This is a genomic window from Conyzicola lurida, from assembly GCF_014204935.1.
In the GTDB taxonomy this organism is placed as follows: domain Bacteria; phylum Actinomycetota; class Actinomycetes; order Actinomycetales; family Microbacteriaceae; genus Conyzicola; species Conyzicola lurida.
On the sequence record NZ_JACHMJ010000001.1, the window covers coordinates 2398141 to 2417992 of the forward strand.

Sequence of the window (19852 nt, forward strand, 5' to 3'; positions counted from 1 at the left end):
CCGCCCCTCGCGGCTGGAACGTGAGAACCACTAATGTAATCCTCACCCGCCGATCTATCCCGAGGATCACCATGCCCGACACCGTTCCGACCGCTGCCCCGACCACGCCGCCCGCCGGCTGGTACGCCCACCCGGCCCTCCCCGGATCCGACCTGTGGTGGTCGGGTGTTGAGTGGACCCAGCACGCCCGACCGACGGGCTCCGAATCAGCGGCACCCGTCACCGGGCCGTTCACCGGCCAGCCGTACTCGCTCGAGACGACGGACGGCGGCCCGACCGCGAAGACGCTCCAGCCCGCGATCACCTCGCTGGTCTTCGGCATCCTGTCGTTCGCTCTCAACGCCTTCTTCCTCGCGTCGATCGTGGCGATCGCCCGCGGGCGCCAGGCGCTCACGCGCGCGAAGGCGCTGCAGCTCGAGGGCAAGCCGCCGCACGGACGGGCTCTCGCGCTCTGGGGCAGCTGGCTGGGAGTCGCCGGCTTGCTCACGGGCGCGCTCCAGTCGTGGCTTGTCGTCACGGCGTGGTCGGCGTACCTGTTCTAGCCGCCCGTCACTCGTAGGTGCCGACGAGCACCCACTCGTTGCGCCCGGCGTCGAGCCGAACGTCGAACACCCGGCAGTCCCCCGTGATCGTCGTCGCCTGGAAACGCCAGCCGCCGCCCAGACCCGCCGTCGGGTGCATCGTCCACTCGTTCACCGGAACCGACGGTAGCACCGTCGGCGCGTCGGACACTCGGTATCTCTCGCCGCCGTAGACCAGACGCCTCGGCACCCCGCGCTCGTCCAGCCACACCGCGACCCGCTCGTGCAGCATCATCTCGAACCCCAATCACTCGAACACACGTTCGAATGTATCGATGTTCGCACCTCTGCGCGCGACACGCCAAGAGCGCTGCGCGGGATGCCGCGATCAGGCCAGCCGCGCCCGGCGGAAGCGCAGGAATCCGAGCTGCAGAGCCGCGAAGGAGATCACGAGGACGGCCGCCGAGAACACCGGGATCAGGCCGGCCCCGCCGATGCCGAGCGCCGTCGCCGCGAGCACGGGCGCCAGGCCGATACCGAGGTACATCGCCGTCGTGTACCAGGAGATGGCGATTCCGGATGTCGCGGGGTCGATGCTGATCAACCGGTGCTGGATCGGCGGCACCACGGCGAAGCCCGCGAGACCGCACATCAAGAAGATCGCGGCCGACGCGGCGTAGTGGCCGGACGCGACCGGCAGCGACAGGAGAGCGGCCGCGAGCAGGACGAAGAAGATCGTCGCGGTGGTGCGGCTGCCGAGCCTGTCAGTCAGCCAGCCGGCGGCGATCGTTCCGACGAAACCGCCGACGCCGTAGATCAACAGCAGGCTCGCGAGCACGGTGCCCGATCCGCCGGTCGTCTCCCGCTCGATCTGCGTGCTGAAGATGTAGACGGAGTTGACCGCGGCGAGCAGGAACATCGCCGCGACGAGGGTCGCGAGCACCCGCGGGTCGCGCAGCGGGGTGAACCGTTGGGCGAGCGGCACGGCGGGCGCGAGCGGGATCTCGCGCAGCACCAGCGCGTAGAGCCCCGCGAGCACGAGGGCGAGGGCGGCGACGCAGAACAGCGGCACGCGCCATCCCGCCAGATCGCCGAGGGCGGTACCGACCGGCGAGCCGAGCGCCGTCGCGGCCGTGAAGCCGATCGAGACGATGGCGAGGGCGCTCCCCCGCTTGGACACCGGGACGATGGCGACGGCCGCCGCAGTGGCCGCCGGCACGAGGGCGGCTCCGCCGAGGCCGGCGATGATGCGTCCCGCCGTGAAAAATCCGATACCGCCGGATGACGCGGAGATCACGGTGCCGACGGCGATCAGCAGCAGCGCCAGAGCCATGAGCCGCGTGCGAGACAGTCGCGTGACGAAGGTCGAGATCGTCGGGGCCGCGACCGCGACGACGACCGCGTAGAAGGTGATCGAGTAGCCGACGTCGGCCACGTGTGCGCCGAGACCGCTGGCGATCTCCGGCAGCAGGCCGGCGATGACGAAGGCGTTCGTGCCGACGACGAACAACCCGAAGGCGAGCAGCGCGAGTCGCGGGTACAGGCGCGCGGAGCCGTATGATTGTTCGATGTTCGTCATACCGATACGCTAGCAGGTAGTTCGACGTTCATCGAACATTTTTTTGCGCGAGCCCGAGGAGGAGCCGTGAGCGGAACACCCGCGTTCCCGATGCCGGAGGCACGCGACATCCGTCTCACCGATCTTCTCCGAGCTCTCTCGGACCCGGGCCGCGTGCGGATGCTGGCCGTCCTCTCCGACGGCGAGTTCCACCCCTGCAACGTCGAGGAGTTCGGGCTCGATATCCAGAAGTCCACGCTCTCGCACCACTTCAAGACCATGCGGGAGGCCGGGCTCACCGAGGTGCGCGTGCAGGGTCGCAACCACGACATCCGGCTACGGTCGGCCGAACTCGAGGCCCGGTTCCCGGGTCTCGTCGAGGCGCTCACGTCGCCCGCGGCCGTCGCCGACCTGGGGCGCGACAGCTGACCCTACGGGGTTTGGGGGAGGAAGCGTACGGGCAGATCTGCGATGGGCAGGCCCGACGTGCGGATGGCGTTCTCGATCCCGTCACGCTCACGGCTCGAGGCCCTGATCTGCACTTTGCCGATGCCGTCCGTCTGGGTTCCGACATCGGCAGAGAAGCTCGTCACACCGTGATTCTCGGCGAGGTCGGTCAGCAGGGCGAGGTACCGATCGTGCTCGTCGGCCGCAATGACCACGCTGAGGGCGGCGGCGTTGATCTCGACGGGCTCGCTGGTATCGAGTCCCGCGGCGTCGCGCACGTCCTCGGCATGGTCGACGAGCGGCAGGAGCGCCGGCAGCGCCCCCGCGTCGTCGTCGACCACGACCAGCGCGAAGCGGCCGTTGTCCCAGATGGACGCCTGCAGCTCGACGTTAGGAACGGATCGTCCGATCTCTGCGACGAGGCCCGGCGCGTCGAAACCGAAGTCGAGACAGGGTACGTCGCCGGCCGGCGCCGCGGCCAGGGATACGACGCTTCCGTTGTCGGTCGCCACCCGCAGGGACCAATCGACCGGGTCGGGGTAGTCCGCGGCGCACGCGGTGGACAGCAGCTCGGGAAGATCCGGTTCGTCGACGGTGAGCTGGATCCACGATCTCGGGTCGGAGAAAGTGGGTGCTTCCACCCACCGCTGCGAGTCGTCGACGGTCACACCGTGCGTTTTCTCGATTCGCGCGGCCAGCCGGTCGAAGCTCTCGTCGGGCCGGTCGAAGTGTGTCTCGTCGATCGTCCAGACGAACACCACGAGCGATGCGAACACCGCACCGACAGCGGCCGCGACGGCGACGCCGAGCCACACGCGCTTCACGCTTATCCTCGACTCGGCCATGCCTCGAGTCTGATCACCGCCCGCGAGGGCGTCAACCGCGCCTACTCCGCCGAGCAGGTGAACATCGAGTGAATTGAGTAGCGCTTCGGATTGAGCGCGGACGGCAACGGGAGCATGCTCGTAGCCGTGGATCCTTTTGTACTTCTCCTGCTGGTCATCGTCACGGCGCTGGCGTTCGACTTCACCAATGGTTTTCACGACACGGCCAACGCGATGGCCACGTCGATCGCCACCGGGGCCCTCGCGCCCAAGGTCGCCGTCACCCTCTCGGCCATCCTCAACCTCGTCGGGGCATTCCTGAGCATCGAGGTGGCACTCACGGTGACGAACGCCGTGGTGAAGATCCAGGACGAAACGGGCGGACCCGACCCGGCCCTGCTCGAAGACGGCGGATCGGCCCTCCTGCTGATCGTGCTCGCCGGGCTCATCGGCGGCATCATCTGGAACCTGTTGACCTGGCTGCTCGGGCTGCCGTCGAGCTCGTCGCACGCCCTCTTCGGCGGCTTGATCGGCTCGGCACTCGCGGGCTTGGGCCTCGACGGGGTCAACTGGGCCGGCGACGGTTCGAAGCTCGACGGCGTCGTCGGCAAGGTGATCCTTCCCGCCCTCATGTCGCCGGTGCTCGCCGGGGTGGTGGCCGCGATCGGAACCTGGTTGGTATTCCGGGTCATCGGCAACCTCGCGGGCAAGCGGATCGACCACGGATTCCGCATCGGTCAGATCGGCAGCGCCTCTCTCGTCTCGCTCGCCCACGGCACCAACGACGCGCAGAAGACCATGGGCGTCATCACCCTCGCCCTGATCGCGGCCGGAGGATGGGACGACACGGAGTCCGTACCGTTCTGGGTGAAGCTCAGCTGCGCGCTCGCCATCTCGCTCGGCACCTACATCGGCGGCTGGCGCATCATCCGCACGGTGGGCAAGGGCCTCGTGGAGATCACCACCCCGCAGGGCATGGCGGCGGAGAGCTCCTCGGCCGCGGTCATCCTCGCCTCGAGCCACCTCGGCTTCGCGCTCTCCACCACGCACGTGGCCACCGGGTCGATCCTCGGTTCAGGCGTCGGCCGGCCCGGCGCCCAGGTGCGCTGGCGCGTCGCGCTCCGCATGGTGATCGCGTGGGTGATCACCCTGCCGGCCGCGGCCCTGGTCGGCGCACTGATGTGGTGGATCGGCAACCTCGCCGGAGGCGCCGTGGGCGGCATCCTGATGTTCGTGATTCTGATCGGTCTCGCGGTCGCCATCTACATCCGTTCCCGGCGCAGCAGCGTCGGCGCACACAACGTCAACGACGAATGGCAGGACGCCAAGCGTCCCGCCCCGCAGAAGACCAGCGTCTAAGGAGACCGGACGATGTTCACACTCTTCCTCGAAGCCGCCGGACAGGTCGCCCTGGCCGCCCTCCTCCTCGGGGCCGGCCTTCCCGCACTGTTCGCGGTCGGAGTCCGCTCCTTCACACTCGCCGGCGCCGCGGGTCGACCCGTCACCGACGACGAGACCGTGACTCCGTCGCGGATCCCCGCTCCCCTGCTCCGCACCATCGGCACGCTGTGCTTCGCGCTCGTCGTGGCCGCCGTCGCCATCGGTTTGACCGTCATCATCGCGACCGGGTTCGGCCAGGAGGTCAGCTTCGAGAACATCGTGCCCACGTTCGTGCCCAAAGACTGACGATGTCGGCCGCCGAGAGCTACGAACCCGTCGCGGACCAGGCCGGTTTGATCAGCCGGGTCATCGGCTGGCTGCGCGCCGGCTACCCCACGGGCGTGCCCGAGCAGGACTACGTGCCGCTCCTGGGAATCCTGCAGCGAAGCCTGACGCCGACCGAGCTGGCGCGGGTCGTCGACGAACTCGTCGCCGACTCGGCGCGTTCCGAAGGAACCGGCGACCGGGTCGACCCGGCGTACATGCGCGCGCGCATTGAAAAGCTGCTCCTGGGCCCCGCGCTGCCCGACGACCTCGTGCGTGTCTCTGCTCGGCTGGCCGCCGCCGGATGGCCGCTCGGCGATCCGGAAACGCCCGGGCCCGAGCGGACCGGGCTCATCGCCCGCGTCGTGCAGTGGCTCCGGGCCGGCTACCCCGCCGGGCTGCCCGAGCAGGACTTCGTACCGCTGATCGCTCTACTGCGCCGACGACTGACCGACGCCGAGGTAACGGCGGTCGGCGCCCAACTCGTCGCCGCAGGGCAACTCCCGGCAAGCAGGGTCGACGTCGGGACGGCGATCGCGCGCGTCACCTCGGAACTGCCGTCGGACGACGACGTCGACCGGGTGCGGCGGTATCTCGCCGAGCACGGCTGGCCGGAGGAGTTCGCGGTTTAGACGCGGTTTCTTACCGGGCTTGGTGCGCGTAGAGGTCGCGCAGCAGCGCGATCTCTGCGGCGTGGTGCAGGATCTCCTGGTTCTCCCACCACACGTTCGACGGGAAGGTCTCCTCGGGGTCGCTGCCGTAGGGGTAGGTGGTCAGTCCCGTGCTGTCATAGTCGGACTCGTCCACACCGAGCATCGCCCGGCGCCAGTCGGCCGCGGCCTCGCGGAACGCCCCGATGGCGCCGGCCGCATCCGGTCGCGACTCGTACGTCGCTCGCTCGAACGTCCGGTCGCCTCCGAGATGGCTCGCGCGGCCCGCCAGCGTCTCGGTGAGGTGGTCGAGGCGCCAGGCGATGGTCGTGAAGGGCGGCGGCCACGGGCTTTCGGGGGCTGCGTCGCGACCCCACTCCCCCGCGCCGAGGAGCTTCAACGCGCCCGGACCGGGACCGTCGACACGCCGACGCACCGACCAGCACGCGGCGACCGGCTCCCAGAGGTACTCGGCGTCCGTGAGCATCGGCACCTCGACTCCGCGCCCGTCGCCCGAGTCGCTGGTAGGTCCGGCGAGGCGGGTGAGGAGTCGTTCGACGGCGAAGTCGTACTGCTCGAGCAACGGTTCGAAGCGCTTGTTGGTCGACATGGTGTCGAGCCTAGGCCCGGGTCAGTGCCAGCTAGGCATGTTCCCCGCGGTGTAGCGCGCACCGAACCCACCGGTGGGGAGTATCTCGGCAACGCGTTCGAGCTGGGCGGGCGTCAGCTGGAGGTCCGCGGCCGCCGCGTTCTCCCGCACGCGACGAGCATCCCGGCTTCCGGGGATCGGCACGATGTTCTCGCCCTGCGCGAGCAGCCAGGCGAGCGCGAGTTGGCCGACGGTGGCATCCATCGATGCCGCCAGAGACCGGAGTTGCTCGGTGGCGGCGAGGTTCTTTTCAAAATTGCCGGGCTGCCATCGCGGGTCGGTGGTGCGCATGTCGTTCGCGTCGTACTGGTTCGCCGGCTTCGCTGTTCCGGTCAAGAATCCGCGTCCGAGCGGCGAGTACGGCACGAGGCCGATGCCGAGTTCGTCGAGCACGGGGAACAGCCGCTCCACCTCGCGTTCGAACAGCGAGTATTCGGTCTGCAGCACCGAGACGGGATGGACGTCGTGCGCGCGCCGGATCGTCTCGGCTCCCGCTTCGCTGAGACCGAAATACTTCACGTCTCCCGCCTCGATGAGCTCTTTCACCACGCCGGCGACGTCCTCGATGGGCACGGTCGGGTCGACGCGGTGCTGGTAGAGCACGTCGATGTGGTCGGTTTTGAGGTACCGCAGGCTGTTCTGCACGACCTCCCTGATGTGGTCGGGGCGGCTGTCAAAGCCGTAATCGCGGGTGAATCCGAACTTCGTCGCGATCACCACGTCGTCGCGGAACGGCGCGACCGCTGCCCCGAGGATCTGCTCGTTCTCGCCCCAGCCGTACATCTCGGCGGTGTCGAAATGGGTGACTCCGGCGTCGAAGGCCGCGGTGATCGCGTCTTTGCCCTCGGCGTCGCTGGTTCCGTAGGCGATCGAGATTCCCATCGAGCCGTAGCCGATCGCGGAGGTGGTCAGGCCCTGAGAGCCGAGTGTGCGTGTATGCATTATGCGTCCTTTGGATCAGTCGAAGGTGACGTGCATGAGCGGGCTGCCGGAGACCCAGGCCGCCACCGGCTCGACGGGTTGGGACAGGTAGCCGCGGTGCAGCGGCTGGTTGAGGTCGTCGACGATGGCCGTGAAGATCCGGCGTCGTTCGTCGATGTCGAGCACCGGCTTCGCCGTCGCGTCAAGATCGGCGTGCGCGCCGTTCTTGACGTGGAAGGTGAAGCGCGGGTTAGCCAGCAGGTTGGCGTACCAGCTGCGTACGGCGGGCTGGGTGGTGAGGTAGATCTCGCCGTCGACGCGGTAGAACCAGATCTCGATGCGCCTCGTTCGACCAGTGCGAGCGCCCGTGGTCGAGACGTCGACGGTGCGGGCGGACGCCGGCGATGCCGGGGTGATGGCCAGCGCGCGCCGGATTCTCTCGTCCATCGATCCTCCTAAGTAAATGTTCTCTTACTTAGACCCTAGCCTAAGTAAGCAAACGTTTCGCTACGATGGGCTGATGAAGCGCGACGCCGAGGCCACCCGAGAACGCATTCTGGCTGCGGCGTCGGCCGAGTTCGCCGAGCGGGGGCTCGCCGGTGCTCGAATCGACCGCATCGCCGCGGGTGCGGCATCCAATGTTCGTCTTATCTATGCGCACTTCACGAGCAAGGACAACCTCTTTGCGGTGACGCTCGACCGGGAGCTGACGGCGATGGCCGAGGCGGTTCCCGTCGACGTGGACGACCTGCCCGGATGGGTCGGCCGGCTGTTCGACTACCACCGCGAACACCCGTCGGGGGTGCGGATCAGCCTGTGGCGGGAACTCGAGCGGCCCGATCTGGGGCCGGAAGATGCGCCCGTGTACGCGGCGAAGGTCGCCACGATGGCGGGGGCCACGGGTAGCGCGGCGGCGGCTGTCGATCTTCTGGTTCTTTTGTACGGGATGGCGCAGGCCTGGTTCTTCACTCCGGCCGGGTTGCGCGGGGTGGACGGCAGCGACCCGCACGGCGACGACCGCGCGCGGGAGCACCGGGCGGCGCTGGTCGCGGCGGCGGAGACGCTCACGACGAACCGGTGACATCGCACCGCGTCGTGAGCGAGCGCAGGGCGACTCAGCCCAACGATTCGCCCAGCAGCTCGGCGATCACCGCGTCGTCGGCGCCGATGAGCCGCAGCACGTCGGCGACCAGGGAGTCGGCCAACTGCGCGCGGTCTTCTTCGGGCAGTGTCGACGCCGCCGCGAGCACCGCCCCGATCGACCCCATCGCCGAGATCTCCGTGGACGGTCCGCGGGGAATCGTCGGCGAGAGTGACGCCATCGCACCGGCGACGTCCGCGCGGATGCGACCGTCGAGCGGCGCTTTCCCGGCGTAGAGGGCCGTGTACTGGCCGATCAGCAGATGCGCCTGTTCCGGGTGCGAAAGGTGGAGCCTGCCGGTGTACCGGATGCTGAGAGACAGCCGACGCAGCGGATCGGTGACGCCGCTGAGCCGCTCGTCCAACCACTCCTCGTATCGCTGGGCGACCTCGGTGAGCGCCGCGTCGAAGAGCTCTGCCTTGTTCTCGAAGTGATTGAAGAACGAGCCGAAGCCGACATCGGCGAGTTCGGTGATCGCCTTGATGCTGGCGTCGTGGGCGTGCCCGGTTGCGAGGAGCTCCTGCGCCGCGCGCACGAGCGCCGCACGCGTTCGCTCTTTGCGCCGCGCATTCCGCCCCTCGGCGGGCACCGTCGTCATTCCGTCCACCCGTTTACGCTACAGCGCCCGCCGCCCCGTCACCTCTCGTCGACGGCGATCCCCGAGACGGTCTCGAGCGAGGCGATCGGGGTGAAGCTGTCGCACGCCAGCGTGACCGTCGAAACGTCGTGGGTCCAGTTCTGCCTCGTGTTCGCGCAGGTGACCTCGGCTGTTCCGTCGTCGAACGACACGGTCGCGACGAGTCGGGGCGTGGTGCGGTCGTTTGCACTGACCGTGAGGTCGAGCGTGGTCTGGTGGTACTCGTCGCTCGTGACGACGGCCATGCCCGAGACCCGGTACCCCGCCCCGCTCGTGCCGGAGTCGACCTCCGCGGTGACCGTGCCGGTGGTCTGCGCGACCACCGCGATCGGCACGACACCGGCGACGATCGCCCCGAGGGCGGTCGCGATCGCGGCCGTCCGGAACGCCAGCGACGCCCTGCGACTGTGGTGCGGTGACACCATCCAGATCAGCACGATGCCCGCACAGAAGAGGAGCAACGTGGCGGCGCCCGCGATGGACGCATTGACGGATTCGCCCAGGATGGTGAGTTCCACCGACCACACCCAGGAGATCACGACGCCGAGACCGATGAGAGTCCACCCGGCCGCTCGCGTCCACCGTCGGCGTGCCGTGCTGTGGGTCGCCGATTGTGATTCGTGGTTCGTCATGACGCCTCCGCGGAAGTCAGTAGTCGGTCGACCGTCTCGTCGAGCTGCGCGACGGTGTGGTAGTTGCCGGAGTTCACGACGGCGCTGATGGCGCTGAGGTTGTCGACGCTCTGGAGCGGGTCGCCGTCGAGCAGCAGGAAGTCGGCCGCCATGCCCGCGTCGACGGCACCCATCTGGTCGGAGCGTCCGAGGAACGCAGCCGGCACAGTGGTCGTCGCGCGCAGCACGTCGAGCGGGCCGAGACCCGCGGCCGCCAGCTCCTGGAATTCGGAGGGCATGTCCTGCCCCGGATTGCCTCCCGGGCCGTCCGTGCCGGTCATGATCGGAACGCCCGCGGCGTGGAGGATCCCGATCAGCTTCAGCGAGGTGTCGTAGTAGCGGTGGTACGCGCTCCGGCGATCCCTCGGCAGGTCGAGGAAGGCCGTGCGAGTCGTCTGGAAGTTAGTCCGCACCTGCGGCGCCAACATCTCCAACCACGGGTGGTTCTTGTACTCGGCGGCATCCATGCGGTACTCGGTGCGCAACCGCGACAGCGTGGGGGTCTGCCAGGTGCCGTTCTTCGCGAAGGTCGCGGCCAGCTTCCGCGCGGCGCCCTCGTCGAAGGTGTCGAGCGCCCGCTGCAGCACCGGGATGAACTCGGGCGGATCGGACAGCGCGGGATTGAGCAGCGTCGTCGCCGTCACCTTGACGACGAGCTCGCTCGCGAAGAGCTGTTCCGCGAACGGCACGTAGCCGAGTGAGTTGGGCAGGGCCAGCGAGGTGTCTGCCGCGGCTCGAAGTGCAGAGCTGTCGCTGGATGTCTCGATCCAGACGTTCGCGCTGGTGCCGAGGTGCTCGAGGAAGTCGTAGCCCGCGTCCGACGCCTCGGCCGGGGTGATCGACGGCGGAAGGTGTCCGCCGATCGTCATGCCCCGCTTGTGCGCCCAGCTCACCGCGGCGAAGAAAACATCGCGCTCGACCATGATCAGCTTGATGAAGTCGGCACCGAGGGCCTTCTGGCGGTCGATTTCGTGGCGCACCCGCTCGATGCTCGGAGAGTTGAACGGCATCAGGATCGCGCCGGACATCGCCAGCAGACCCGGGGTGTCGGCGCCGAGCGAGAGCCGCCCCTCGGCGCGGCGGCGGAGCAGCGCATCCGGTCCCGCCAGTTGCCGCATACCGGTCGTGCCCTCCCGCAGCATCGTCGCCATGAACAGCTCGGATCGCTCCTCCTGGAACACGTGCGTGTGCATGTTGTTGTAGCCGGGCACCACAAAACGGCCTCCGCCGTCGATCACGCGCACACCCTTCGCGCTCGCGTCCGTGGCGGCGCCGACCGAGACGATCTTCCCGCCGCGCACGAGCACGGACATGTCCGCGCGCGCACTGCCGTCACGGGGATCGACGACCGTCACGTGGTCGATCCGGAACGGCGCCGCGTCCGCCTCGGTCGACCGGGGCGGGACTCTCTGTCCGCCCAGCGCCGAGAAGAGAGGCCCGCCGGATGCCGCGACCACACCGACTCCGAGGGCAGCGAAGCCGATGTTCTTGATCAGGGTTCGCCGGGACGGACCGGCAGCCGCATCCGCTGCGGGGTTCTTTCTCGGCTTCGCCGTCATGCGCATCTCGCTATCCCGACCGGCCGCTGCCGTCGTCATTGATCATTGTTACATTTGTGATTGTATCATCAACTAGTGGTGCAGCCTGTTGCCGTGCGCCCGTGAATGCTCGCCCGCAGAAGGAGCCCCATGACCGTTCTCACCCTGACCGGGGCGAACGTCGTCGACCCGCGCGACGGCTCGATCGAACGGGACATGGACGTCACGATCGTCGACGGCCGCATCGCCAGCGTTGCCGCGGCGCAGGTGGTGTCGCCCGGTGATCGCCGCATCGACGTCGCTGGAAAATTCGTCGTGCCCGGCTACAACGACATGCACGCCCACGCGCTGAACGAGAAGGATCCGGCGGGGGCGCTCGAGCTCATGCTCGTCCACGGCATCACCGGATTCCGGCAGATGAGCGGTTCCGACGCACTTCTCGACGCGCGCAGGAACGGCGCGCTCCCCATCGGCGCCGGGATGCCGCGACTGCTCGAGCTCCCCGCCGAGGTCCTCTCGCCCGGCAACGGCGGGACCGTCGAACAGGCCGTTGCGACACTGCGCCACCAGGTCGACGCGGGTGCCGACTTCATCAAGGTCGCCGCCGTCACGCCGGCGGTCTTCTCCGCACTCCAGCAGGCAGCACGAGCGAGCGGCACGACCATCTCGGGGCATCTGCCCGCGGCATCCGACCCCATAAAAACGTCCCGGGACGGCCTTCGTTCGATCGAGCACCTCGGCCCGGGCATCGCCATGCTCGCCGCCTGCTCGAGCGACGAGACGGCGATCAGGCACACGCTCGCCCAGACGGTCGAGCTGAGACTTCCGCCCTTCAGGATTCCGTTTATGGACAGGATCCTCGGAGCGTTGATGCGGCGGATCGTCGTCAATCCGGTGCAGGTCAGCTCGCCGCGCTCGATCGCGCTGCTGCAGCACGCGATCGACACGTTCGACGAATCGAAGGCCCGTGCCCTCGCGAGGGAGTTCGCGGCGAACGGGACATGGCATACGCCGACGCTGATGCGACAGCTGACCACCCAGCAGTGCGACCTGCCGCGGTTCCCGGCGGACCCCGATCTGATGTACGTGGCACCCGCGACGCTGAAACTGTGGCACTCCACGCGCCGTAGGTTCGTCACGAAGTTCGGCCCAGCGGAGCGCGCCACCCTGCGCGCCGAGTACGGGCTGCAGCTGCGCCTCCTCCGGATCTTCGACGAGGAAGGCGTCGGCATTCTGACGGGCACGGATGCCACGGGCGGCGTCTGGCTCGTGCCGGGGCCGTCACTGCATCACGAGTTCGACGAACTCGCGCGCGCGGGCCTCTCGCCGCTGAGAATTCTGCAGTCGACGACGACCAGCGCCGCGGAGTTCCTCGGCACGACCGCGACGCACGGCACGATCGAGGCGGGCAAAGCAGCTGATCTCGTGATTCTGGACGAGAACCCCGTCGACTCGGCGAGCGCCCTCCACTCGATCGCCGGGGTGGTGGTCGGCGGCGAGTATCGGTCTCGATCCGACCTCGCAATGATCGCCGAACGGGTGGCCGGCGACCGCTCGATCACGTGACGGCTGGCGCTGGGCCGACCGCCGAGGTCACTGCGTCGAGGTGTGGCAGCACGACCGTTTCCCACGCCGATTCGTGTCGCGCAACGCTTTCGGCGTCCTCGAACCCGCTGTGGACCAGTCGGAGTGCCGTGCCCGGCTCCGCAGGGCGGAGATCGAAGCTGACTAAGGTCTCGGCCCCACGGGTGCCCGGATCGCCCGTTACCCAGGTCATCTCGACGAGCCTGTCAGGAATCAGTTTCACGAACCTGCCGTAGTGACTGTGGAAACGTCCCTCGTGGAGGGTCTGGAAGACGAAGGGTTCACCTTCCCGTGGGCGCATAACGATCTTTCCCGGAGCCGCGAACCAGGTGTCGAAGCCTTCCGTGAGGGCGATGAAAAGAACGCCCGGCGACGCGGCCATGCTCCGCTCGACCGCTAACGAATAGGAGTCGGATCTGACTTCAGGAGATGCCAGCGGGCGGATAGCGCCTCCTGCCGCTGACCGATCCAGCGATTCGCTGGAGCTCGGCGTCATCATCGAGGGCCAGCCAGCCCGATGACATTGCCTTCCGGGTCGGCGAAGTGGGCCACGACCAGCCCGCCCCCGGGTTTGGCAGAGATGGGAAGCACCACGGTCCCGCCCAGGCTTTCGGCGCGCGCCAGCGCGACGGCGACATCCGGCACCCCGACATAGAAGATCGTGTGCGCCGCGCGCCCGGCGCCACCACCGATTCCTCCCGGGATTCCGCCCGGTCCGGCATCAGCCGGGTGATCGATGAAACCGTACTCGCCAGCGTCAGAAATCTCGGGCGCGACGACCGAGTCCGTGTCGGCGACCCATCCGAAGAGCTCTCCGTAAAACCGCCGCAGATCATCCGGCCTCTGCCCGATGATCTCGAAATGCACTATCGGGTTCGTCATGACATCCCCTCCTCGACGATGCACACACCGTACACATGGTGTGCGGCGGCCGACAGAGGGTGGATGGCGCGGCCGCTGCGTCCTGAAAGTTACGATTGCGCTCGCGCCATGGTGGTCATCGTCAGTCTCGCGCAGTATGGGTAAGAGCCCCGCCGCCACCGACGCATTCCCTCACCGCCGTTTCATCACGGTTGTCTTGTACGGGACGCCGTTCGCGTCGTAGGTGGTCCACTCACCCACCTGCACCCCGGATTCGAAGTCGCCCGACCTCATGAGGGTGCCGTCGAGTCGGAACCACTCCCAATAGCCGTGGGGCTCTCCGCGCAGTGTCTGACCCGTCGCCCAGACCGATCCGTCCCGGTGGAGCTTCGTGTACCGGATGCTCTCGTCGGATTCGGGCGGGGTCACTCCTGTCGGCACCATCGCTGCCTCAACCGACCCACTGGGCGAGCTGCAGCAGGTTGCCGCAGGTGTCGTCGAGCACCGCGACAATCACCGGCCCCATCGGTGTCGGGGGCTGGGTGAAGGTCTCGCCGAGGGCCACGAGGCGGTCGTACTCGTTGTGGACGTCGTCCACTCCGAGGACGCAAAACGGGATGCCGTCGGCGGCGAGCGCCTCGGTGAAAGGGCGGACCGCCGGATGACCCTTCGGCTCGAGCGAGATCTGCGTGCCGTCCGGTCTCGTCGGGTCGACGACGGTGAGCCAGCGGTGCTCTCCCATCGGGATGTCCGCGGTGACACTGAATCCCAGTCGGGACGTGTAGAAGTCGACGGCCCGGTGCTGGTCGTCGACGAAAATACTGATTGTCTGGAGCTTCACGGTTGTACCTCTCTCGAAGGCCATCGCTCGGAGATCTGCGACAGCGGTGTCGTGTCGACGGTGTGGAACTTGTAGCGACCACGACGCTCGGTGCGCACGAGTCCCGCCTCCTCGAGCACGCCCAGGTGCTGAGACACGGCTTGGCGGGTGGGGGTCAGGTCGTGGTTCATGGCGAGCTTCATGCACAGTTCGAACAGTGTCTGCTCGTCCCTGCCGAGAAGCTCGTCCAGCAGCACGCGCCTCGTCTCGTCGGCGAGCGCCTTGTAGATGTCGGTCACGACATCACGATAGGCAAGTGAAAGCTTGCCTGTCAATGCACGAAGTGCCGGAGCTGACGACTCGGTGCGGCTCGCCCCGCGTGTTGCCGATAGTGCGTGGGTGACTCTCCGACGATCCGTTTGAACGCGTCACTGAACGCGCTATCCAATCCGTATCCGAGTTGCGCCGCCAGGGCGCCGATCCGCGCGTCGGGATCCCGCAGCGCGTGCTGGGCAAGCACCATTCGCCACGGCGACAAGTACGCCAACGGTGGCTCGTCGGCCGCGCGGCGAAAGCGCTCAGAGTACACCGTGCGCGACATGCCAGCAGTCGAAGCGAGTTCCACGAGCCCCCACGGCCGGCCCGGTTCCGCGTGCATCAGGCGGAGGGCCGGTGCGAGACTTTGGTCGGCAAGGACACGCAGCCAGCCGACGGCAGGCTGCTCCCGCTCGAGGTACGACCGCAAGGCCTCGAGGAGGAGTAGTTGGGCGTTCTGCCGGATGGCAAAGCCCGATCCGAGGCGCGTGCCAGAAGCTTCCTCGAACAGGCGCTTCACCAGCCCGCTGGACCTCGAGGGCGCGGGACCTGATGCTGGGATGTGCACCAGTGCCGGCAACGCATCCCGGAGCAGTTCGGCCAACACCATCATCTACCCCGAGGGCGGCTAGAAGGCCGTCGAACAGTGTGCCGCGAACTTGGTCTTCGGCGCCCACCGCCTGATCGCTCGTGAGCCGGGACGCCCGGGGTCGGGTGAGACGACAGCGATGGCCCCGCGGGTGATCGCTAGACCGCGGGCTGGAGCAGCTCGACGAGCATTCGCTCGTTGTCGCGGATGAACGCGAACCGGTCGCCGGAGTCGTTCGGCACGTCGGCCGGACGGATGACGATCTCGACCCCGGCGGCTTCGAGAAGTGCGATCGTCGCCTCTAAGTCGTCAGTGCCCAGTGCCAGATGGTTGACTCCCCCGCTTCTGAGCGTTGTTCCGACATCCTGTCGTTGGGGCGTGATGGGCGTGGATCCTTCTGCCTGGATCAGTTCGATCCGCGCTTCCCCGTGCACGAGCATCGTCGCCCGGGAGCCGGGGAGCGAATAGTCGTACTGGTGAACAAATCCGAAGTGTTCGGAGTACCACGCGGTGCTGGCTTCGAGGTCTTGGACGACGATGGCGACGTGGTGGAGGCGAAGTACGCGAGTCATAGGTTTCTCCGGGCTTTTTGGGGAGGTGTAGGTCGGGTTCGTCAGGCGGTGATGCCGCCGTCGACGACGAGTTCGGTGCCGGTGACGAAGCTGCTGTCGTCGGAGGCGAGGAACAGTGCCGCTTTCGCGAGGTCGTCGGGCCTTCCCCACCGGCCGAGGGGGATCATGTCGGCCACGGCGTCGTCGAGTTCGGCGAGTTGTTGTGCCGTGAGTCCCAGGGTGTGCGGCATCGAGGTGCGCGTCGGGCCGGGGGTGAGCACGTTCACCCGGATACCCCGGTGCTTGAGATCCATCGCCCAGTTACGGGCGAACGAGCGGATCGCGCCTTTGGTTCCGGCGTAGACGGCGTGACCATCCATGGCTCTGCTGCCCGCTGTCGACCCGGTCAGGATGATCGATCCACCGTTGGTGATCAGCGGGAGCATCTTCTGGGCGGAGAAGAAGGTGCCCTTGACGTTGATCGCGAATAGTCGGTCGAACGCATCCTCGGCCACCTCGCCGAACGGTGCCAGCGCGTTCACTCCCGCGTTGGCGAAGAAGATGTCGATGCGGCCGAAGTCGGCGGCGACTACCGCGACGAGCCGGTCGAGATCTGACATGCTGCCGGTGTCTCCCCGCACGGCGATCGCGTTCTCGCCCATCTCCCGCTGCGCCGCATCGAGCTCCGGCTGTCGGCGGCCGGTGATAATCACGCGCGCGCCCTCGGCGACGAACTCTTTCGCCGTCGCTAGTCCGATGCCGCTGCTTCCGCCCGTGATGACGGCGGTTTTTCCCTCGAGCTTGTGCACGTTGATCCTTACGTATTTCGGCGTTGACACCGGAGGAACACGATGGATCCGTCCGGCTCGTCAAACGGTACGACCGACCGCACCACCCAGCGAGGGTTCCCCTTGCCCTAGGGGATGACAGGACCCCCTCTCGTTCTCCGCCCCTCGCCTAGGCTCGGACCATGGCCGAGAAGATCAACACGTTGGGCGCGTATCTCCGTGCGCGGCGCGACGCTGTGACCGCCGAGCAGGCGGGCATCAGCGATGAGGGTGTGCGCCGCGTGCCGGGTTTGCGCCGCGAAGAGGTCGCCATGCTCGCCGGTATCAGCGCCGACTACTACCTCCGCCTCGAACAGGGCAAGGACCGGAACCCGTCGGTGCAAGTGCTCGAATCCATCGCCCGCGTGCTCGGCCTCGATGACGACCACCGCGCGCATCTTCTCGCTCTCGGGGCGCCCGTGCCGCGCCGCAACAGGCGTCGCCCTCAGCCCGAAACCGTCCCCGACGGCGTTTCAAAGCTGCTGCACTCGCTGACACAGCCGGCATTCATCGAGGGACGCTACTTCGACATCCTCGCCTCGAACCACCTCGCCCAGTCGCTCGATCCGGCCCTGACGGTCGGGCGGAACCAATTGCGCGATTTGTTCCTCGACCCCGGAACTCAGACCGCGCATCCCGACTGGCCGGCACTCACGGAATGCCTGGTCGCGAGCCTCCGACAAGCCGTCGGAACCGACATCGACGACCCGCGATTCATCGAACTGACCGGCGAACTGTCCCTCGGCAGCGATCGCTTCCGGAAGCTCTGGGCACGGCACGACGTGATAACGCTCTACGGGGGAACCGAGGTACGGATCGATCACCCCGAAATCGGCGGCCTGACCGTCAACCGGGAACGGTTGGCAATAGGCGGCACGAACGGACTCACGCTCGTCGTCTACCATCCCGACGCTCGATCTGACAGTGACGAGAAACTGGCTCTGCTCGCTTCCGCACGCGCAACCGCCGTACGACCTGACCTCGCCAGCGCGATGAATACACTTCCGACGCCCTGATCGATCAGCCCTAAGTTGGCGTGCACTCGGGATCCGGCCTCGGGGATTTCGAAGGCGAATGCCTCGCGGGTGATTGCCTCGACGGGCGTGCCACCACGGACACCGGTGTCGAGGGCGACAATCGCGGGCAGCTGGTCGGCGGACAGCCCGAAGCCGAAGATATCGAAATTCTCCGCGATACGGGCAGCCTTGGTCGACTTCGGGATCGCGGAACGGCTGAGATGGCAAACCCGGGGCACTGAACACCGCGAAACGAGATCACTGCTCGAAGCAGAGCCATCAACCGACTCCGAAGGGTGATCAGCGGCGTCGCCGGCTTCACGACCCTAGGTTAACGCAAAAACCCCCGCCTGAGCGGGGATTCACAGCTGGGGTACCTGGACTCGAACCAAGAACAAAAGAATCAGAATCTTCCGTGTTGCCAATTACACCATACCCCACCGTCCCTCACCGAAGCTCGGGCCGACGGTCTACTTTAGCCCATCCTCGGCGATAGTAAAAACCGAGCGCGGCGCCCGCCCGAAATCAGGGCGGGCAGCCGGGCCTACAGCTGCGAGCGCAGGTTCGTCAGCCGGACGAGCGACGACTCCTTGCCGAGCAGTTCCATCGACTCGAACAGCGGCGGGCTGATGCGCTTGCCCGAGATGGCCGAGCGCAGCGGGCCGAACGCGATACGCGGCTTGAGTCCGAGTCCCTCGATGAGCGCGGCACGCAGCGCGGCCTCGATGGTCTCGTGGTTCCAGTCGGTGACCGCGCCGAGGGCGGTGATCGAGGCGTCCAGCACGGCGGCTCCGGCGTCTCCCGGCATGGCGTCGGCATCGACCGTGATCGCGCCGTCGCTGAGGAACAGGAAGCCGAGCAGGGCGGGCGCTTCACCGAGCAGCTGCATACGCTCCTGCACCAACGGCGTGGCCTGCCGCAGCAGAGCGCGGTCCCCGTCGGTGGTCACGAGGCTGCCGAGGTACGGCTCGATGCGCGAGGCGAGGTCCTCGACGGTGAGCAGACGGATGTGGTCGCCGTTGATCGACTCGGCCTTCTTGAGGTCGAAGCGGGCCGGGTTCGGGTTGACGTCGGCGACGTCGAACGCCGCGACCATCTCGTCGCTGGTGAACACGTCGCGGTCGTGCGACAGCGACCAGCCGAGCAGCGACAGGTAGTTGAGGAGACCCTCGGGCACGAACCCGCGCTCACGGTGGTGGAAGAGGTTCGACTCGGGGTCGCGCTTCGAGAGCTTCTTGTTGTTCTCGCCCATGACGTAGGGCAGGTGGCCGAAGCGCGGAATGAACTTCGTCACGCCGATCTCGATGAGCGCGGTGTACAGCGCGATCTGTCGCGGGGTCGAGGAGAGCAGGTCCTCGCCTCGCAACACGTGCGTGATACCCATCAGGGCGTCATCCAAGGGGTTCACAAACGTGTACAGCGGCGCACCGTTCGGGCGCACGACCACGAAGTCGGTGAACGAACCGGCCGGGAAGGTGATCTCGCCGCGCACGAGGTCGTCGAAGCTGAGGTCGGTGTCGGGCACGCGCAGGCGCAGCGCCGGGCTGCGGCCCTCGGCCTTGTACGCGGCGATCTGCTCGGCGGTGAGGTCGCGTTCGAAATTGTCGTAGCCCTGCTTGGGGTCGCGGCCGGCGGCGATGTTGCGCGCCTCGATCTCCTCGCCGGTGGCGAAGCTCTCGTAGAGGTGGCCGCTGTTCTTCAGCTGCTCGATGACACCGAGGTAGATGTCGGAGCGCTGCGACTGGCGGTAGGGCTCGTGCGGCCCGCCGGTCTCCACTCCCTCGTCCCAGGTGAGCCCGAGCCAGCGCATCGCGTCGAGCAGCTGGAGGTAGCTCTCTTCGCTGTCGCGGGCGGCATCCGTGTCTTCGATCCGGAAGACCAGTTTGCCGCCGGTGTGGCGGGCGTACGCCCAGTTGAAGAGGGCTGTGCGAATGAGACCGACATGGGGGGTTCCGGTGGGCGACGGGCAGAATCGCACGCGCACATCGGCACCGGCAGCGGTGGAGAAAGTGGCAGACATCGGCAGCA

The 19852-nt window shown here is 67.5% G+C and carries 26 protein-coding genes and 1 tRNA gene; 8 read left to right on the top strand and 19 right to left on the bottom strand.

What is annotated here, in order from left to right:
• The first annotated feature begins 71 nt into the window (after window positions 1-71).
• Window positions 72-542, top strand: coding sequence for a DUF4190 domain-containing protein (locus tag HD599_RS11625; RefSeq protein ID WP_184237699.1), 471 nt, complete (start codon window positions 72-74; stop codon window positions 540-542).
• Between the two features lie 7 nt (window positions 543-549).
• On the opposite strand, the gene HD599_RS11630 is transcribed toward HD599_RS11625, so the two are convergent.
• Together HD599_RS11630 and HD599_RS11635 are read right to left on the bottom strand one after the other, a co-directional pair.
• Window positions 550-816 (bottom strand): hypothetical protein, encoded by a 267-nt coding sequence (locus HD599_RS11630; RefSeq protein ID WP_184237702.1) that lies wholly within the window; start codon window positions 814-816, stop codon window positions 550-552.
• A gap of 93 nt (window positions 817-909) precedes the next feature.
• A complete protein-coding gene (locus tag HD599_RS11635) occupies window positions 910-2100 on the bottom strand; it encodes an MFS transporter (protein ID WP_184237705.1) in 1191 nt (396 codons plus the stop codon).
• Window positions 2101-2166: 66 nt separating this feature from the next.
• On the opposite strand from HD599_RS11635, the gene HD599_RS11640 reads away from it, so the two are divergent.
• Window positions 2167-2508, top strand: a complete 342-nt coding sequence (locus HD599_RS11640) for an ArsR/SmtB family transcription factor (RefSeq protein WP_343062035.1) — start codon at window positions 2167-2169, stop codon at window positions 2506-2508.
• A gap of 2 nt (window positions 2509-2510) precedes the next feature.
• Here HD599_RS11640 and HD599_RS11645 read toward each other — a convergent pair whose 3' ends face one another.
• Window positions 2511-3350, bottom strand: coding sequence for a hypothetical protein (locus HD599_RS11645; RefSeq protein ID WP_184237707.1), 840 nt, complete (start codon window positions 3348-3350; stop codon window positions 2511-2513).
• 135 nt (window positions 3351-3485) lie between these two features.
• Between HD599_RS11645 and HD599_RS11650 the strand changes: the two genes are divergently transcribed.
• Genes HD599_RS11650 through HD599_RS11660 form a run of 3 tightly spaced genes read left to right on the top strand, consistent with a single transcriptional unit; the run spans window position 3486 to window position 5686 of the window.
• Window positions 3486-4709 (top strand): inorganic phosphate transporter, encoded by a 1224-nt coding sequence (locus tag HD599_RS11650; protein WP_184237708.1) that lies wholly within the window; start codon window positions 3486-3488, stop codon window positions 4707-4709.
• A gap of 12 nt (window positions 4710-4721) precedes the next feature.
• Entirely contained in the window at window positions 4722-5036 is a 315-nt protein-coding gene (locus tag HD599_RS11655; protein ID WP_184237709.1) for a hypothetical protein, read from the top strand.
• Window positions 5037-5038: 2 nt separating this feature from the next.
• Complete coding sequence (locus HD599_RS11660; protein ID WP_184237710.1) at window positions 5039-5686, top strand: DUF3349 domain-containing protein; 648 nt, start codon at window positions 5039-5041, stop codon at window positions 5684-5686.
• Between the two features lie 10 nt (window positions 5687-5696).
• Here the strand turns inward: HD599_RS11660 and HD599_RS11665 are convergent, their stop codons facing one another.
• The 3 genes from HD599_RS11665 to HD599_RS11675 are packed head-to-tail and all read right to left on the bottom strand — an operon-like array spanning window position 5697 to window position 7721.
• A complete protein-coding gene (locus tag HD599_RS11665) occupies window positions 5697-6314 on the bottom strand; it encodes a DinB family protein (protein WP_184237711.1) in 618 nt (205 codons plus the stop codon).
• A gap of 21 nt (window positions 6315-6335) precedes the next feature.
• A complete protein-coding gene (locus HD599_RS11670) occupies window positions 6336-7295 on the bottom strand; it encodes an aldo/keto reductase (RefSeq protein WP_184237712.1) in 960 nt (319 codons plus the stop codon).
• 15 nt (window positions 7296-7310) lie between these two features.
• Entirely contained in the window at window positions 7311-7721 is a 411-nt protein-coding gene (locus HD599_RS11675; RefSeq protein WP_184237718.1) for a nitroreductase/quinone reductase family protein, read from the bottom strand.
• A gap of 73 nt (window positions 7722-7794) precedes the next feature.
• Between HD599_RS11675 and HD599_RS11680 the strand changes: the two genes are divergently transcribed.
• Window positions 7795-8355, top strand: a complete 561-nt coding sequence (locus HD599_RS11680) for a TetR/AcrR family transcriptional regulator (protein WP_184237720.1) — start codon at window positions 7795-7797, stop codon at window positions 8353-8355.
• 34 nt (window positions 8356-8389) lie between these two features.
• Here HD599_RS11680 and HD599_RS11685 read toward each other — a convergent pair whose 3' ends face one another.
• The 3 genes from HD599_RS11685 to HD599_RS11695 are packed head-to-tail and all read right to left on the bottom strand — an operon-like array spanning window position 8390 to window position 11321.
• Complete coding sequence (locus tag HD599_RS11685; RefSeq protein WP_246376699.1) at window positions 8390-9013, bottom strand: TetR/AcrR family transcriptional regulator; 624 nt, start codon at window positions 9011-9013, stop codon at window positions 8390-8392.
• 38 nt (window positions 9014-9051) lie between these two features.
• Entirely contained in the window at window positions 9052-9684 is a 633-nt protein-coding gene (locus HD599_RS11690) for a hypothetical protein (RefSeq protein ID WP_184237724.1), read from the bottom strand.
• Entirely contained in the window at window positions 9681-11321 is a 1641-nt protein-coding gene (locus HD599_RS11695; protein WP_184237733.1) for an amidohydrolase family protein, read from the bottom strand. Before HD599_RS11695 ends, HD599_RS11690 begins: the two co-directional genes overlap by 4 nt.
• 90 nt (window positions 11322-11411) lie before the next feature.
• On the opposite strand from HD599_RS11695, the gene HD599_RS11700 reads away from it, so the two are divergent.
• Window positions 11412-12827: an amidohydrolase family protein gene (locus HD599_RS11700; RefSeq protein WP_184237741.1), complete on the top strand. Its 1416-nt coding sequence runs from the start codon at window positions 11412-11414 to the stop codon at window positions 12825-12827.
• On the opposite strand, the gene HD599_RS11705 is transcribed toward HD599_RS11700, so the two are convergent.
• The 8 genes from HD599_RS11705 to HD599_RS11740 form a co-directional block, all read right to left on the bottom strand.
• Window positions 12820-13227 carry an SRPBCC family protein gene (locus tag HD599_RS11705; RefSeq protein WP_221420493.1) on the bottom strand — a complete coding sequence of 136 codons (408 nt, stop codon included), beginning with the start codon at window positions 13225-13227 and terminating at the stop codon, window positions 12820-12822. The genes HD599_RS11700 and HD599_RS11705 overlap by 8 nt on opposite strands.
• Before the next feature lie 113 nt (window positions 13228-13340).
• Window positions 13341-13727, bottom strand: coding sequence for a VOC family protein (locus tag HD599_RS11710; protein ID WP_184237743.1), 387 nt, complete (start codon window positions 13725-13727; stop codon window positions 13341-13343).
• Window positions 13728-13898: 171 nt separating this feature from the next.
• Window positions 13899-14135, bottom strand: a complete 237-nt coding sequence (locus tag HD599_RS11715) for a toxin-antitoxin system YwqK family antitoxin (protein ID WP_246376183.1) — start codon at window positions 14133-14135, stop codon at window positions 13899-13901.
• 22 nt (window positions 14136-14157) lie between these two features.
• Window positions 14158-14547, bottom strand: coding sequence for a VOC family protein (locus HD599_RS11720; protein WP_184237747.1), 390 nt, complete (start codon window positions 14545-14547; stop codon window positions 14158-14160).
• Window positions 14544-14825, bottom strand: a complete 282-nt coding sequence (locus HD599_RS11725; RefSeq protein WP_184237749.1) for a helix-turn-helix domain-containing protein — start codon at window positions 14823-14825, stop codon at window positions 14544-14546. The genes HD599_RS11720 and HD599_RS11725 overlap by 4 nt, the downstream gene beginning before the upstream one ends.
• A 32-nt stretch (window positions 14826-14857) precedes the next feature.
• Window positions 14858-15454, bottom strand: coding sequence for a helix-turn-helix domain-containing protein (locus HD599_RS11730; RefSeq protein ID WP_184237751.1), 597 nt, complete (start codon window positions 15452-15454; stop codon window positions 14858-14860).
• A gap of 134 nt (window positions 15455-15588) precedes the next feature.
• The gene (locus tag HD599_RS11735; protein WP_184237753.1) at window positions 15589-16002 is read right to left on the bottom strand and encodes a VOC family protein; all 414 of its coding nucleotides are present in this window, start codon (window positions 16000-16002) and stop codon (window positions 15589-15591) included.
• A 41-nt stretch (window positions 16003-16043) separates the two neighbouring features.
• Entirely contained in the window at window positions 16044-16790 is a 747-nt protein-coding gene (locus HD599_RS11740) for a glucose 1-dehydrogenase (protein WP_184237755.1), read from the bottom strand.
• Window positions 16791-16951: 161 nt separating this feature from the next.
• On the opposite strand from HD599_RS11740, the gene HD599_RS11745 reads away from it, so the two are divergent.
• Window positions 16952-17824, top strand: coding sequence for a helix-turn-helix transcriptional regulator (locus HD599_RS11745; RefSeq protein WP_184237757.1), 873 nt, complete (start codon window positions 16952-16954; stop codon window positions 17822-17824).
• A gap of 368 nt (window positions 17825-18192) precedes the next feature.
• Here the strand turns inward: HD599_RS11745 and HD599_RS11750 are convergent.
• Window positions 18193-18264 (bottom strand) — tRNA-Gln (locus tag HD599_RS11750).
• Between the two features lie 104 nt (window positions 18265-18368).
• Window positions 18369-19844 (bottom strand): glutamate--tRNA ligase, encoded by a 1476-nt coding sequence (gene gltX, locus HD599_RS11755; RefSeq protein ID WP_184237759.1) that lies wholly within the window; start codon window positions 19842-19844, stop codon window positions 18369-18371.
• Window positions 19845-19852: the final 8 nt, after the last annotated feature.

Coding starts and splice junctions, on each gene's coding strand:
- HD599_RS11655 (WP_184237709.1), top strand. CDS start 4,722: ATGTTCACACTCTTCCTCGAAGCCGCCGGACAGGTCGCCCTGGCCGCC.
- HD599_RS11705 (WP_221420493.1), bottom strand. CDS start 13,227: ATGGCCGCGTCGCCGGGCGTTCTTTTCATCGCCCTCACGGAAGGCTTC.
- gltX (WP_184237759.1), bottom strand. CDS start 19,844: ATGTCTGCCACTTTCTCCACCGCTGCCGGTGCCGATGTGCGCGTGCGA.
- HD599_RS11745 (WP_184237757.1), top strand. CDS start 16,952: ATGGCCGAGAAGATCAACACGTTGGGCGCGTATCTCCGTGCGCGGCGC.
- HD599_RS11730 (WP_184237751.1), bottom strand. CDS start 15,454: ATGATGGTGTTGGCCGAACTGCTCCGGGATGCGTTGCCGGCACTGGTG.
- HD599_RS11680 (WP_184237720.1), top strand. CDS start 7,795: ATGAAGCGCGACGCCGAGGCCACCCGAGAACGCATTCTGGCTGCGGCG.
- HD599_RS11650 (WP_184237708.1), top strand. CDS start 3,486: ATGCTCGTAGCCGTGGATCCTTTTGTACTTCTCCTGCTGGTCATCGTC.
- HD599_RS11660 (WP_184237710.1), top strand. CDS start 5,039: ATGTCGGCCGCCGAGAGCTACGAACCCGTCGCGGACCAGGCCGGTTTG.
- HD599_RS11690 (WP_184237724.1), bottom strand. CDS start 9,684: ATGACGAACCACGAATCACAATCGGCGACCCACAGCACGGCACGCCGA.
- HD599_RS11635 (WP_184237705.1), bottom strand. CDS start 2,100: ATGACGAACATCGAACAATCATACGGCTCCGCGCGCCTGTACCCGCGA.
- HD599_RS11685 (WP_246376699.1), bottom strand. CDS start 9,013: ATGACGACGGTGCCCGCCGAGGGGCGGAATGCGCGGCGCAAAGAGCGA.
- HD599_RS11700 (WP_184237741.1), top strand. CDS start 11,412: ATGACCGTTCTCACCCTGACCGGGGCGAACGTCGTCGACCCGCGCGAC.
- HD599_RS11670 (WP_184237712.1), bottom strand. CDS start 7,295: ATGCATACACGCACACTCGGCTCTCAGGGCCTGACCACCTCCGCGATC.
- HD599_RS11665 (WP_184237711.1), bottom strand. CDS start 6,314: ATGTCGACCAACAAGCGCTTCGAACCGTTGCTCGAGCAGTACGACTTC.
- HD599_RS11710 (WP_184237743.1), bottom strand. CDS start 13,727: ATGACGAACCCGATAGTGCATTTCGAGATCATCGGGCAGAGGCCGGAT.
- HD599_RS11630 (WP_184237702.1), bottom strand. CDS start 816: ATGATGCTGCACGAGCGGGTCGCGGTGTGGCTGGACGAGCGCGGGGTG.
- HD599_RS11735 (WP_184237753.1), bottom strand. CDS start 16,002: ATGACTCGCGTACTTCGCCTCCACCACGTCGCCATCGTCGTCCAAGAC.
- HD599_RS11625 (WP_184237699.1), top strand. CDS start 72: ATGCCCGACACCGTTCCGACCGCTGCCCCGACCACGCCGCCCGCCGGC.
- HD599_RS11675 (WP_184237718.1), bottom strand. CDS start 7,721: ATGGACGAGAGAATCCGGCGCGCGCTGGCCATCACCCCGGCATCGCCG.
- HD599_RS11695 (WP_184237733.1), bottom strand. CDS start 11,321: ATGACGACGGCAGCGGCCGGTCGGGATAGCGAGATGCGCATGACGGCG.